This window comes from Candidatus Pelagibacter sp. HIMB1495 (genome assembly GCF_052047955.1).
Taxonomy (GTDB): Bacteria; Pseudomonadota; Alphaproteobacteria; order Pelagibacterales; family Pelagibacteraceae; genus Pelagibacter.
Genome location: NZ_JBNAIQ010000001.1, coordinates 495,526 through 508,470, shown reverse-complemented (window position 1 = coordinate 508,470; position 12,945 = coordinate 495,526). Strand labels below are relative to the sequence as shown.

The 12,945-nt window shown below is 25.3% G+C and carries 15 protein-coding genes; 5 read left to right on the top strand and 10 right to left on the bottom strand.

The features are described 5' to 3' along the window. The first annotated feature begins 68 nt into the window (after positions 1 to 68). From ACTTAW_RS02655 to ACTTAW_RS02645, 3 genes are all read left to right on the top strand, one after another. Entirely contained in the window at positions 69 to 455 is a 387-nt protein-coding gene (locus ACTTAW_RS02655; protein WP_440651019.1) for a hypothetical protein, read from the top strand. Positions 456 to 458: 3 nt separating this feature from the next. Beyond that, a complete protein-coding gene (locus tag ACTTAW_RS02650; RefSeq protein ID WP_440651018.1) occupies positions 459 to 671 on the top strand; it encodes a hypothetical protein in 213 nt (70 codons plus the stop codon). 99 nt (positions 672 to 770) lie between these two features. Further along, positions 771 to 1,073, top strand: a complete 303-nt coding sequence (locus tag ACTTAW_RS02645) for an STAS domain-containing protein (RefSeq protein ID WP_440651017.1) — start codon at positions 771 to 773, stop codon at positions 1,071 to 1,073. 40 nt (positions 1,074 to 1,113) lie between these two features. Here ACTTAW_RS02645 and ACTTAW_RS02640 read toward each other — a convergent pair whose 3' ends face one another. Then, a complete protein-coding gene (locus tag ACTTAW_RS02640; RefSeq protein WP_440651016.1) occupies positions 1,114 to 1,332 on the bottom strand; it encodes a diacylglycerol kinase in 219 nt (72 codons plus the stop codon). Beyond that, on the bottom strand, positions 1,326 to 2,108 hold the full coding sequence (locus tag ACTTAW_RS02635) for a hypothetical protein (protein WP_440651015.1): 783 nt from the start codon (positions 2,106 to 2,108) through the stop codon (positions 1,326 to 1,328). Before ACTTAW_RS02635 ends, ACTTAW_RS02640 begins: the two co-directional genes overlap by 7 nt. Before the next feature lie 134 nt (positions 2,109 to 2,242). On the opposite strand from ACTTAW_RS02635, the gene ACTTAW_RS02630 reads away from it, so the two are divergent. Beyond that, a complete protein-coding gene (locus tag ACTTAW_RS02630) occupies positions 2,243 to 3,802 on the top strand; it encodes a sulfatase-like hydrolase/transferase (RefSeq protein ID WP_440651014.1) in 1,560 nt (519 codons plus the stop codon). 19 nt (positions 3,803 to 3,821) lie between these two features. Here the strand turns inward: ACTTAW_RS02630 and ACTTAW_RS02625 are convergent, their stop codons facing one another. The 7 genes from ACTTAW_RS02625 to ACTTAW_RS02595 form a co-directional block, all read right to left on the bottom strand. Then, a complete protein-coding gene (locus tag ACTTAW_RS02625; RefSeq protein WP_440651013.1) occupies positions 3,822 to 5,750 on the bottom strand; it encodes a transglutaminase family protein in 1,929 nt (642 codons plus the stop codon). After that, entirely contained in the window at positions 5,743 to 6,669 is a 927-nt protein-coding gene (locus tag ACTTAW_RS02620) for a hypothetical protein (protein ID WP_440651012.1), read from the bottom strand. The genes ACTTAW_RS02625 and ACTTAW_RS02620 overlap by 8 nt, the downstream gene beginning before the upstream one ends. After that, the gene (locus tag ACTTAW_RS02615) at positions 6,659 to 7,543 is read right to left on the bottom strand and encodes an AAA family ATPase (RefSeq protein WP_440651011.1); all 885 of its coding nucleotides are present in this window, start codon (positions 7,541 to 7,543) and stop codon (positions 6,659 to 6,661) included. Before ACTTAW_RS02615 ends, ACTTAW_RS02620 begins: the two co-directional genes overlap by 11 nt. A 32-nt stretch (positions 7,544 to 7,575) precedes the next feature. Next, complete coding sequence (locus ACTTAW_RS02610; protein ID WP_440651010.1) at positions 7,576 to 8,082, bottom strand: rRNA adenine N-6-methyltransferase family protein; 507 nt, start codon at positions 8,080 to 8,082, stop codon at positions 7,576 to 7,578. Beyond that, the gene (locus tag ACTTAW_RS02605) at positions 8,079 to 8,927 is read right to left on the bottom strand and encodes a hypothetical protein (protein ID WP_440651009.1); all 849 of its coding nucleotides are present in this window, start codon (positions 8,925 to 8,927) and stop codon (positions 8,079 to 8,081) included. The genes ACTTAW_RS02610 and ACTTAW_RS02605 overlap by 4 nt, the downstream gene beginning before the upstream one ends. A gap of 87 nt (positions 8,928 to 9,014) precedes the next feature. Continuing rightward, positions 9,015 to 9,617, bottom strand: coding sequence for a type IV pilin protein (locus ACTTAW_RS02600; RefSeq protein WP_440651008.1), 603 nt, complete (start codon positions 9,615 to 9,617; stop codon positions 9,015 to 9,017). A gap of 169 nt (positions 9,618 to 9,786) precedes the next feature. After that, positions 9,787 to 11,412 carry a coiled-coil domain-containing protein gene (locus ACTTAW_RS02595; RefSeq protein WP_440651007.1) on the bottom strand — a complete coding sequence of 542 codons (1,626 nt, stop codon included), beginning with the start codon at positions 11,410 to 11,412 and terminating at the stop codon, positions 9,787 to 9,789. Between the two features lie 67 nt (positions 11,413 to 11,479). Here ACTTAW_RS02595 and ACTTAW_RS02590 point away from each other — a divergent pair, with 67 nt between their 5' ends. Next, positions 11,480 to 12,157 carry a hypothetical protein gene (locus ACTTAW_RS02590; protein ID WP_440651006.1) on the top strand — a complete coding sequence of 226 codons (678 nt, stop codon included), beginning with the start codon at positions 11,480 to 11,482 and terminating at the stop codon, positions 12,155 to 12,157. 10 nt (positions 12,158 to 12,167) lie between these two features. Here ACTTAW_RS02590 and ACTTAW_RS02585 read toward each other — a convergent pair whose 3' ends face one another. After that, the gene (locus ACTTAW_RS02585; RefSeq protein ID WP_440651005.1) at positions 12,168 to 12,935 is read right to left on the bottom strand and encodes a hypothetical protein; all 768 of its coding nucleotides are present in this window, start codon (positions 12,933 to 12,935) and stop codon (positions 12,168 to 12,170) included. Positions 12,936 to 12,945: the final 10 nt, after the last annotated feature.

Here is a 12,945-nt window from a genome sequence, read left to right as displayed (position 1 = left end):
ATATTAAGGTTAGATAACTATATAAATTTTATTTTAAATAAAACCCAATTTGGGTAAAAGGTCAATTCATGCATTTACAAAATTACAAAATTATCGAAGATTTAGTCGCTTCAATATATACAAAAGACATATCAGACTTTGGTGACAGATCTTATTACCCTCAAATATTAAAATTAGTAAGCAGAATTAATTTAAAAAATTTCACAAATGAAAACTTAATTTGTGAAAATGAGGTTTTTTGCTCTACTTCAAATGGAGCAAGTATTAATTTAATTTCAAGAAGTCTTGGTCTTCCAAGAGAGACTGTTAGAAGAAAAGTTTCAGAATTAATCAAATTAAATTGGTTAATTAGAGACAATTCAAAAATTTATGTTTCTCAAGAATGGAGAAAAAAAAATTTAGAAAACAATGAGATTCTTCTCAAAGAATTAATTGAGCTTGCTACAAAAATTTAAATTATGAATAACATTCAACATATTATTTTAAAAAATAAAAAAATAAATAATGTCGTAGTACCTAAAGCTTATTTAGAGAATAATGAATATAACGCTAAGTTAAGTTATGAAGAAATGATAAATAAGATTAATGGGAAAGAGAAGAAAAAGAAAAAACTAATCTATTTTGTATCCACTATTTCTGCAATCGCATTAATTGCTGCAAGCTACTCCTAAACTTAATTTTTTAAATTAAATTTAATATTTACCATCAGTAATAACATTTAAGTTTAATGATTTTGTTGACTATGTGTTTACTCTGATTATATTCAAATCATGAGTTATCCAGAAAAAACTGAAAATGATGTGCTAATAATTACAGTTGGTGGAGAAATAGATCTAGAAAATTCAGGAAACTTAAGACAACAAGTACACGGAGCTTTAGATGACAATAAAGCTGTATCAGTTGATATGAGTGCTGTAAATTATATAGATAGTTCAGGAATTGCTGTACTGATTGAAAGTAAACAAAGAGCTGGAGAAGGAAGTAAAGAATTTAAAATAATTAAACCTAGCGAAGCTGTAGTTTCAGTTTTAAAACTTGCAAAACTAACAAGTTTTTTTGATATCGAAAATTAGATTTAAACTGATATCTAAAATTTTTTTCATAATATAAAATTTAGAATAAAGCTGTAACAATTAAAATGATTAGAGTAATTAAAATGACAAATACTGCTCCACTTCCTAAGTCTTTAATTTTTTTTATTTCAGCATCATATTCTTTTGTTATTTTGTTGCATAATATCTCTATAGCAGAATTAATAATTTCTAATGCCAATAAAGTTACATAAGTAACAAAAATTATTAATTTAAATAAATTTTTTTTAAAGTTTAGCAATTTTTTGCGCGAGCAATATGACTTAAATAACTTCTAAATTTTATATTATTAGTACCTAAATCATTAGTGTTTTCACTTTTTTTTTTGTTAATAATTTCCAAAAAGATAGTTCCATAAAGAGGCCAGGATTTTTTAATTTCTTTACCGTTCTTATCCAAAGGATTTAATTCATGGTACCAATATTTCCTATTAACATTGTATAAAGTTTTTATACCTAAAAATTCATCTTCAATAATTTTTCTTTCAATAACAGAATTTTTTGGTGAATAATTTTTAAAATACGAAACCCATTCATCAAAAATTTTTGGATTTTTACCAAAAAGATTAGCTTTAAGATCTGATGATATGTAGTAATCTAAAACAGAATTATTGCAGCTATTAAACATTAACTCAATTTCATCTGTTAAAGGATCTCCATTAATATCTAGAAATTCATATTTGACACCTTTACATAAAACTTGAATATTTTTTTCATTTTTATACCTGGAGATATCATCGCTCACAGTATCAACCTTAATTTTACCCTTTATCTCCATTTTTTCACCGTATAGTACCGAACATTCATTTTTTAAATTCGTTAATAAATACTCGAAGGTGTCTGTTACTTTTGAACCAATATACATATTTAAATTTGATAATGGTTTATATCCTGCAAAAATTGCTATTGCCTCATCGTCTGCAGCTTTTTTAGCTTTAGGTTTTTCTTGTATGAAAATAATAAATAATGAAAATAAGATAAGAACACCTAAAATTGAAAAAACAAAAATTTTTTTCATCAGAATATACTATATTAAAAAACAAACATATTAAGTCTACTAAATAATCTATCTTTTACTTTCAATAAAAATTATATATTTTTGTACAAAATAGATTGCAGATTCAAAATTTAAATATAAACAAACAAGCTATAATGAATTTAACTAAAAAAGATATTGTCAGTTTGCTGATATTGTTTTTAAGTTTTTTTATAATTACGCTCACATTTTGGATTACTAAAACCTTTGGTAAAAACGTTTATTATGTAGAAATTCTGTACAATATTCATATCGGTTATGAAGGTTTTAAAAACTCACCGAATACATATAAAATAGAGTTTGCTTTATACACATTTTTACCAGCTATTGTTTTAGCTTTTTTAGGTTTACTATTTGGTAAAAAATTAAATATTTTATTGAAGATTAATCAAGAACAAAAAAATTTATGGATTAATAAATATAAAAATTTTATTAAAAAAATTTTTTTTAATAAGTTTTTAAAAATAACATTATTCAATTCTTATATACTTTTGTTTTACTGTTCGTTATTTTTTATACTTCAATTTGGATTCTTTGAATATTTTGAAAAAAGTGCTCGTTATGAAGATTATCCAAATCTTTACAAAAACCCTTATACAATCAAATACAATAAACCACAGAAGAAAAAAAACTTGATATTATTTTATGTTGAGTCACTCGAGTATAATATTAGCAAATTATCTAATGATAATAAATCTGATCCTCTTACGCCCTTCAACGAAATTAAGGGAAAGAATGTTTATAATTTTAAGCACGCACCCTCAACAAATTTTAGTATTGCAGGTGTTGTGGCTAGCCAATGCTCAGTCCCTTTTGTTGTAGTGGTAAATACAAACATGGAAAAACTTCCTAAAGAAAAATTATATTGTTTGAGTGATGTATTGGCTAAACAAAATTATGAACAAGTGTTTTATATCTCCGTTGATCAACAATTTCAGAGTTTTGGACCTTTCAAAGAAAGGCACGGTTTTAAAGTTAATGATGCAAATATAATCAAAAAGGATTTTAGAACAATTGAAAAACCCTCAAATAAAATGGCTTGGGGAGGAGGTGTTTATGATAGCACCTTATTAAATCATGCCAAAAAAGAAATAATTAAAACTTACAAATCAGGAAAAAATTTTAATTTTACAATAATCAATACGGATACTCATCATCCATTTGGTTATTCTCCTGAATGTACAATAGGAGATATAAGTTCAGAAAGCTTACAAGCATACGAAGCTTATAAATGTTCCGGAACTTTAATTAAAAAATTTTTTAATGACCTGGATAGTCTGGGTATATTGGATGAAACTTTAGTTGTTATTTTAGGTGATCATTTAGCTTTTAGGGACCTTATTGGATCTTTAAGTAAAGAGGATGAGAGAAATATTTACTTTAAGACTAATTCAAACAAGAAAATTAACAGAGATAAAATAAATCATTTTGATATAGCACCAACTATTTTAGACGGCCTAGGGATTTTACCAGAAAATAACAAGCAGTTTGGTTTTGGTGTGTCATTATTTGAGGATAAAAAAAATTTTGATTATGATCAACACTACAATTTAGTAATGAGACCAGATATTCTAAGTAATTTTTATATGAGACGTCTATTAAAATTTGTACCGCCTGCAAGGACAGATGGTCAAGATCCTGGTCCAAACGCCACAATGATATTAACAATTGATTGATAATAAATTTAATTAAAAATTAAACAATATTTAAGTAAAACTTTATTATCTTATAATTTTCTTTAAAGAAAGTTTTGTAACTAATCTTATAATTTTTCGCAAAGTATATTTTTTCGTAAACATTAAAAACTTCATTTAATTTTATTTTGTCTTCATTAGAAAGTAACTTAAAAAGTTCTTGATGGGTAAGAGTTTTATTGTAATTTTTTTTTTTATTTCTTATTTTTTTAAACAAAGTTGAATAAAATAATTTTTTATTTAACAGAACTTGAATAGGTTTTATCAACAACAAAATACAAATGAAAATAAATAGATAAAATGAGTTAAACTTCAAATTCTCAAAAGTATTTTTTATCAATTCATTTCTAGATTGTTGATTATATTCTTGAAATTTATTTGTCCAAATATAATCAAAGTAGTCGTAATATAACTTAATCATATTTGATTTAAAAAAATCATTTTCTTTAACTAAATTTTGAGATTGTGAACTATTTGAGGATACGTTGTTAAAGCTAATAATATTAATTTTAGGAATAACTTGTGTAGGATCATATCTAATCCAACCTCTCTCTTCGATGTAACTTTCAACCCATGTATGAGCATCAGATTGTTTAAAAGTATAAAAATTTCCTAATTCGTTATAAGTTCCCCCCATGTAACCACTTACCAATCTTGTGGGTATATTCTGCAATCTTGCAAGAATAGCAAACATGCCTGCATAATATTCACAGTAACCTGTTTTAGTATCAAAGAAAAATTTCTCATAATTATTTGAATTATCTATATTTGGACTTAATGAATAAAAGTATTCACCATTAGAAAAGTGTTCCATTAGTTTATTTAAATACTCTTCATCAGAAGAAGAGGTGTTTTTAATTTTTAAAGACCAATTAAATAGTTTTTCAGAAAATGTATTGGGCAATTTTTTATAAAAATCTTGAAGGTCATCATTTAAATTAATTTGAAAATTAGTAGGTTTTATAAAATAAGGAGTTTTTTTATCAATTTTTTCAGATGTGTTAGCTGTTCCATTTAAGAAATTGTTTTTTACTAATTTGTTATCAAAATAAAAATTATTTAAAATAGGTAGCCAAGTTTTGTCATTGGGATAAACAATTAATTTTGACTTTATACTTTCTGAACTAATTTTTTTTATAATTGAAAAGCTATCTTTATATTTGTTGTTAAAAACTTCATTTGGAGCTGAGACCCAAGATCTTTCCAAGTTCAATAAATCAAATACTTTTACTCTAAAATATATAAGTTCATCAACTTTATCTTCTATAGCATCGTAGATAAAAACCTTATCATTATTGTTCGATATTTGGCTAAAAGAACCTAATTCGATTTGTTCTGGAATTCCTAAATTATTTTTTGAAGTTTCAAATAATTTAATTTTTACTTCGTAACGAGGAAATATAAAATAAGTTACGCCAATTATTGATAATGCAATAATACCAATTAATAAATACTTTCCTATGTATTTTAAATTAAGTTGAATTACTTTTTGTTGATTTATTGAATAAAGATGAAGAATTGATAGCAGCATTAATAAAATTGAATTAGCTGAACTTAAGAAATCTTGACCATAAATTAGTGAGGTTACTGATAAAAAAATTATTGTAAAATTAAAGAAATAATAATCGTTTTTATTTTTAGCTTCAGAAAATTTAATAAATATTAACAATAAAACTGTATTTAAAAAAAATTCTTTCGACAATGTCTGATCATTTAATTTAAATTGGATATAAATAGCTAATAATCCAACTACGTAAGAAAAAAAATTCTTAAACTTATATTGATAAAAATTTTGAAATATTGAAAAACCTAAAACAAATAAAAATAAAATTTGATTATAAAAATTCACATCAAACAAAAGTGTGGTCATAGAAAATACTAAAAGCAAATATGAGTTAATTTGAGGATTTAGAAGATTTAATCTAGACATTGGTAATAAATTTTAGCAACTCATTTTTATGTCTTAAAGATTTAGAATAACTAGATGTAAAATTTTTATATTTTAAAGCAAATTTTTTTTTTTGATTATAGAAATATTCAATTAAGTATGAGGCGTACGACAATGATAATTCAAAATTTGAATTGTCTAGCTTTTCTATATCAATCAAAATTTGGTCATTATTATCAATTCTTAAAAATTTTTTTATAAATAGTTTTTTCATAGTTGAATAATGCCTCCAGGAAATCCTAGATAAATTTTCACTTTCTTTTTGCTCCTCTATAGTTTCAAATTCATAATCGATATCATTTTTTAAATTTTGTTTTTCTAAGCTGCTAATTAGAAAACTAGGTGGTTTAATAGGCTCTGGATAAATAAATAGTTTTTGTTTAAGTTTTACAATACCAAATGCCTTAATGATCCCAAATGGAAATACTGACTCTAATTTAATTCGAGGCATGTCTTGAACACCTCTTTTTTTAAAAAAATATTTTATATTAATCTCCTTGCCACTACTTAAATCAAAATTTTGTAATTTTTCTTTATCTAAAAGAAAATTAAGATTTAATCTGTCTTTTTTGTCTAGTGTTTGAATAAAGAAACTTAAATACACATTTCTGTTATTTGGGACTAAGTAATTTATTGGATCAATCCTGATTGAAACTAAATTTTGATAGGAAATGATAATAGAAATAAAATAAATTATGAAAAGAATAATTGAAATTAAAAGTCCAACATTATTTTGATAAAATATAGAAGAAGCAAAGGCAAAAAATATAAATACTGCCAGTTTAAATCCATTAATATTTGGAAAAATATATAAGTTTTTTTTAGTTAATAAATTTTTATGAAATTCAGAATTTTTTTCTAATTTTTTTTTTATGAACCTTTTCCACTTTTCAAAAATCATCAGAAATATTTATTTTTTTTAATATCTCCTGATCTATAAAATTAATAACATACTTTTTCTCTATAATATTAATTCTATGTTTCAATACATATGGGATAATATCTTTAACATCTTGTATGGTTACATAATCTTTTTCATTCAATATCGCTAATGATTTTGAAATCGCAACTATTTGTTTCAAGCATCTTGATGATATATGAACTTCTGAAAAATTTGAATTAAGAAATTGTTTAACTTCTTGAATATATTTATAAACTTTATCATTAATGTTTATTTCTTGAAGAGAGGTTAAATCCTTAAAATCAAATTGATTATTTCTTTTTATATCTAAATTGTTTCTATTTTTTAAAAGAGTAAGTTGTTGCTGATCAGATAATTCATCTAAGGAAAAAGAGATCATAAATCTGTCTAATTGAGACTCAGGTAATAAAGATGTACCTGATAAATCAGATGGATTTTGTGTTGCAATTACAATAAACGGATCGGGTAAAGTAAATGTTTCTCTATCTATTGTTACTGACTTTTCTTCCATGGCCTCTAGAAAAGCACTTTGTGTTTTTGGGCTAGCCCTATTTAATTCATCAGCTAAAACTATGTTTGTAAAAATTGGTCCCTTCTTAACTTCAAATTTATCATTTTTTAAAAAATTAAAACCTAAAATATCACTTGGTAAGAGGTCTGATGTAAATTGTATTCTTTTAAAATCTAAATTAAGTGCAGCAGTAATTGATTTTGCAAAAGTAGTTTTTCCAGTTCCAGGAAGATCTTCAATTAATATATGTCCACCAGATAGTATTGCTGCTAATGAAATTTTAATATTTTGATCATTTCCAACAATATCTTTTTTAATAGTTTTAATAATTTCTTTAAACATAAAATTTATTTATAAAAAAATTTCATCCTAAATTAATAGTAATGCCAAATAAAGGCGGGTGGCAAATTGTTAAGTACAAAATGTCTGTCATGATTCTTAAAATTGACTTTTTTAAATTGATCGAAAAATTTATAGCCCAATATAATAAACCAATCTAGTTGACCATTTTTAATATGTTCATTAATTAAACTAGTTAAGTCAATTCTTGTTTGATTTTTTATAAGTGGGATTGAAGTAAATAATCCATATTTATTTTTATAATTTCGAAGAAATTCTATTCCACAGCTATTTACAATATTGGAACTAGGGTATGTATTTTTTAATAATTTAACAAAATCCATGTCCCTCTCAACTATTGTTAAATCTTTATTTTGTATAAATCTTGATAAACTTCCAGTACCACCTCCTATCTCTACAACATTTTTTATCTTAGTTTTATTTATAATATTAGAAATCTTCTTTGCAGAATTTTCAGAAGATTCCACTATAGCCCCAATATTTCTTGGATCTTTTAAAAATTTCTTAAATATTAAATTCATTTAATATATGTACTTTTCTCAAATTCATGTCTGTACAAAAGAATTATAAAATTTTTAATTGAACTAAACTTAAATGGTACTGTTAGAGTATCATCTTTTTTTTCAATTATATAAAATCCAGACTCCTCCAATCCTTCGCCTACGTTCATCTCGTCTATAAAACTATAATGAGAAATTACCTTATTATGAGCAGATAGAATTATATTTTTACCCTTTTTTATTTCTAAATCTAAAACTGCTTCTTTTAATTTTTCTCCAATTTTGTTCCTATCTAGAGGGTGAAATGCAGTATAATGCAAAAGACCAGAGAATATTTTATCTATTTTATTAAATGCAAACAATGCTGTTTCAACAGCTCGACATGAGGGACTGCTAACAACTTCACTTATCTCGATATTGGCATGTGAAAAAGCTTCATTAATTAATTTAGACTCCTCAATTCCCTTTGGTGTTAAACAGGTTGCCTTATACCAAGAAAAATCTCTAGCATTGTACTTATTAAACAGTTCATAAGCATCAAAACCTTCAACTGAATTATTCCATTTTTCTCTTTCTGAATGTCTAAATAAAAGAATTAAACCTCCTTCTTTAACTCTTTCTGCCCAATAAAGTTTCTCTAAAGTATCCTTGTCTAAATCAGTACTTATATTTTTTGATTTAAGAAAGTTAAGAATTTCATCCGAAATTTTATATGAAGTATCACTACCTTTAGTTTTGTTAACACTAATTTTTACTATAGTGTAATTATTTCTAAATTCTTGAAGAACAACATAAGTTAAGGAAGTACTTACCAATAAAACAAAAAATGTTAGAATAATATGTGTTTTATTTAATTTATGAACCATTTATAATTTGAGTGATATGGTACTTTATAAAAAAAAACCCCTCTATTTAATTTTAATAAAGGGGTTTTTAAAACTTTAAAAGTTAAATTACTTTAATTCAAATAATTTTCCTTTTTCATCTCCAGATGATCCCTCTGTATCATCAGCAGTTGCATAAGTTATAATAAAATGCCCTTTTGTTTCTGACGCCGTTGTTGCTTTTGCAGAAGTAAGCTCTGTAGCTGTAAGTCCTGCTCTAGATCCAGCTGTAAAAAAAGCGACGTTAATTTGTCCTTTTTCAAGTGCAGATGTATTTTGATTATATACTACTTGGCTTCCTCCTGCAGGATCGTAAGGATTTTTGAATACATTTCCATATCCTGAAGTGTCAAAATAGCATACAGCTCCATTTAGGAATTTACCAATATTTTTATCAGAAGCTTCACTATCGTACTTAGTAGTTGATCCCGCACAGTTAGTAGAATAACTATTAATTGCACCTGAAACAGTTTGAATGCTATTATTTAATAGTGTTAGTTCTGTTTCCATAAATCTTTTAACTGAATTGAAATTGGCAATCGCAACTCTCTCTTTCGCTGAGTCTGTGTAACTTTGATAGCCTACAACACCAACTCCGGCTAATACACCAATAATTGCTACAACAACAAGTAATTCAACCAGTGAAAAACCTTTTTGTAATGTTTTTTTCATTTGTATACCTTTTTTTATCTTTAATTAATTAAATAATATTTGATTAGGTATATTAATTTTTTATTTTTAAGTCAAAGAAAGAATTATCTACATACTTTTGATATATAATATTTTTATATATATTGCTATTATTACATAAAAAACCTATAATTTTTTAGAATTTCGCAAATTACTCATTAAGCAATTTTTTTGCTACATTTTCTATAGAACTTTCATTTTCCTTAATCCAATCTCTGGATTTTTTTGACACTATTCCTTTTACATATTTTTTAGCGTCAAAAAGATTGCTAAATTTTTTTAGAGGTTTTTTTGCTTCCTTGCTTATGTTGGTAGATTGAATTTTATCTAAAATACTTTTAATTTCATAATTTGAAAGTTGATCTTTTAAAAGGTTAAACTGTTTTTCTATTTCATTTTGGATATTTGGATAAAGTTCTTCCTTCATCTGATCTTGAATTAATTTTAATGTTTCATCCTTTGTTTCATGATCTTGATTTCTTTGTTTCATATTATTTTGCAATATAGAATGACTATTTTGTAATTCTGATGAATGATACATTTGAAGCATTCTCATATTTTGCAAATCTATAACCTTGGAGATTTGATCAAACTTTTCCTGAAGTTTTTCAGACTCACTTTTATTTTTTTGTTTTTCTTCTATTTGATTTATTATTTCAGGTTCAAGATTTTGAATTTTTTGATTTATTTGATCAATTTTTTCAGCTGCTTCGTTTCTATAAGTCGATAAATTATCTAAAGTCTCTTCAATTTTATTATGAAGATTATTTAATGTATTTTCAATCTTTAAATTATAATCTTTTAAATCTTTTATTTTTTCATCAAGTTGTTTTTCAATATTTAAGTTTTCAGTAATTTTTTGTGGGTTGTTTAATTGATTAATATTATCATCTATTTTATTTGAAATTGAGCTGATATTATTTTGAATGTCATCAAACTGAGTATTTAATTGACCAATTTGATCCTCTAAATTCGCAAAATTTTTGTTTGCTTCATCTTCGTATTTTTCAAACTCCTGATGATAATTTTCATTAATATTGTTAAGTTTATTTTCTAAATTTTCCTCAGATCTAGTAAGCGCTTCAGTTAATTTTAAGTCAAGCTCATCATTAAATTTTTCAGAAAAAATATTTTTTTGATTTAATAACTCATCTAATTTCTCTGTAAGTTCAGAACTATTTAAATCTAAATCATTTATTTTAGCGTTTAACATTTCTAATTGCTCGTTAGAAAATGTCTGAGGAGTTGTAATTTCTTCTTTGACCACTTCATCATTTAATGTTTTTTCATAATCATTATCTTGATTACTAGTAACACTTTCAGCCACTTCTTTTGTTAGATTAACTATGTCGTCTACTTCCTCAATCAAATCAATTATTTTTTGATCATTAGTGTTAGAAACTTCATCTTTAAGTTCAATGATACTGTCATCAAGATTGCCAAAGTTAGACAAATCATTATTAGCTTCATCAATGTCACTTAAATTTTGTTCAACAACTTCGTTGTTTAGGAAGATTATTTTATTATTACTATTTGCTTGTCTTGATTTTGATTGCAAAGATGTATCCTTAGAAGATGAAATAACAACGGTTTTATCAGTACCTGTGGACGACATTTTTGTTTCTATGTCATCTTTGAGATCAATTACCTGCTCATTGAAAATTTCCTTAAGCTTTTGAACATAAAGTTGTCTAGATAGTTTAAGTTTTTTATCTTTTAATAATTCGAGCCTAATTTCATCAAGAGTTTTTTTGATGTAAATTGGGGTTTTTTTCATATAATAAATTTTAAGAACGAATCATTTGCAGTTTATCAAATCTATAAATGATAGTAAAAAATTTATAATGTTTGGCTTGGGAAAAAATAAATCAAAAGTTGTTGAAGACGAAACAATTAAAGATAAATCAAAATTTGTTGTAGTAGGTTTTGCTGTAATGCTTTTTGCCTTATTGGCATTTTTAATTGCCGAAATTTACACTTCAATTCAACTTTCAAAACAAAATAAACTTTTAGCTAATACCGGAAATATCCAACAAGAGTCTGACAATATTATTATTAAAATGGCCAAAATTGGAAAAGAGGTAAATGAAAGTGAATATGAGTATATTAAGGAGATAATGAAATTTATGTCTCCAACTGAATTTCAAAATTTCAAAAATTCAATTTCGGGAATGGCGAGTGAATTTAATGTGCAAATTAATAGTTTAAATGAAAGTGAGAGTGATAAACTGGGAAAAAATTATTCAATTAATTACATTGAGTACCAATTCTTAAGTACCTATCAAAACTTAACATATTTTAAAAATAAAATTGCAGAGAGTGATTTTAAAATAAATATTATTGATGAAAATATTTCTAGAGAAAATGCTAACTCTGAAAAAGTAATATCTCAAGGAAAAATTGGAGTCTATGTTTTTCCTGGTAAAGAAAAATTACTGAAAGATAAATCAAAAATTATAGAAAAATTCAAAGCAGAAGAAGAAAAATTAGCTGCAAAAAGCAACGCTGAGACTGAAAATTAATAATAGATTTTTATTTTAACCCCAAAGGCTCCCTGATGTAATCATACATTGGTTTTAAAAATTCTAAATAGTCTTCCATGAATGGAAATGCCATTCCTACTTGATCTCTAAATGGAACTATTAAAATAGAAAAAACAATTAATAATAGTATAAGCAAATAAAAGAGCAATCTGGCTCTCCTTCCATCATTTGGTTTTTGCTGATCCTGCTGTTGCTGTTCTTTTTCTATAGATTTTTTCGCCTCTAAGATTCTATCTTTTTTAAATAATTTTTGAAAGAAATTTAGATTTTTGTCTCTCTCAATTTTATATTCATCCATATTTTTATCCATCTCTTCTTTTGATGGAGGATCATTTGTATCTTCATCTGTAAATATTTTAAAATTTGATATTCCTTCTGGATTTTCTTTTTTAATGTCATCTAAATTTTCATTACTGATTTCTTTCTCTGTCAAATTCTCTTCGAGAGTGGATAGTAACTCTTCTGAATCATCTAAGCTTGTTGTTTGATCTATAGTTTCATCTTCTTGAGGTTGAGCTTGTGTTGTTTCGGCGAAATCCTCAATTTCCGCATCTTCCTCAATATTATTTTCGTTTTCTGTCAAAGAATTTTGATCTTCTTTAAGAGTTTCATCTTGATTGATTGGATTATTTCCTTGATCCGGGTGATAGAACCATACTTCAGAACATGAGCCACATCTAACTTTTGAGCCTTGTTCTGGCATTACTCCATCAGCTAATTTAAATTTTTTTTTCCCGCAAATACAATCGATAATCATATGTTGTAAT

Coding starts and splice junctions, on each gene's coding strand:
- ACTTAW_RS02655 (WP_440651019.1), top strand. CDS start 69: ATGCATTTACAAAATTACAAAATTATCGAAGATTTAGTCGCTTCAATA.
- ACTTAW_RS02650 (WP_440651018.1), top strand. CDS start 459: ATGAATAACATTCAACATATTATTTTAAAAAATAAAAAAATAAATAAT.
- ACTTAW_RS02645 (WP_440651017.1), top strand. CDS start 771: ATGAGTTATCCAGAAAAAACTGAAAATGATGTGCTAATAATTACAGTT.
- ACTTAW_RS02635 (WP_440651015.1), bottom strand. CDS start 2,108: ATGAAAAAAATTTTTGTTTTTTCAATTTTAGGTGTTCTTATCTTATTT.
- ACTTAW_RS02630 (WP_440651014.1), top strand. CDS start 2,243: ATGAATTTAACTAAAAAAGATATTGTCAGTTTGCTGATATTGTTTTTA.
- ACTTAW_RS02625 (WP_440651013.1), bottom strand. CDS start 5,750: ATGTCTAGATTAAATCTTCTAAATCCTCAAATTAACTCATATTTGCTT.
- ACTTAW_RS02620 (WP_440651012.1), bottom strand. CDS start 6,669: ATGATTTTTGAAAAGTGGAAAAGGTTCATAAAAAAAAAATTAGAAAAA.
- ACTTAW_RS02615 (WP_440651011.1), bottom strand. CDS start 7,543: ATGTTTAAAGAAATTATTAAAACTATTAAAAAAGATATTGTTGGAAAT.
- ACTTAW_RS02610 (WP_440651010.1), bottom strand. CDS start 8,082: ATGAATTTAATATTTAAGAAATTTTTAAAAGATCCAAGAAATATTGGG.
- ACTTAW_RS02605 (WP_440651009.1), bottom strand. CDS start 8,927: ATGGTTCATAAATTAAATAAAACACATATTATTCTAACATTTTTTGTT.
- ACTTAW_RS02600 (WP_440651008.1), bottom strand. CDS start 9,617: ATGAAAAAAACATTACAAAAAGGTTTTTCACTGGTTGAATTACTTGTT.
- ACTTAW_RS02595 (WP_440651007.1), bottom strand. CDS start 11,412: ATGAAAAAAACCCCAATTTACATCAAAAAAACTCTTGATGAAATTAGG.
- ACTTAW_RS02590 (WP_440651006.1), top strand. CDS start 11,480: ATGTTTGGCTTGGGAAAAAATAAATCAAAAGTTGTTGAAGACGAAACA.
- ACTTAW_RS02585 (WP_440651005.1), bottom strand. CDS start 12,935: ATGATTATCGATTGTATTTGCGGGAAAAAAAAATTTAAATTAGCTGAT.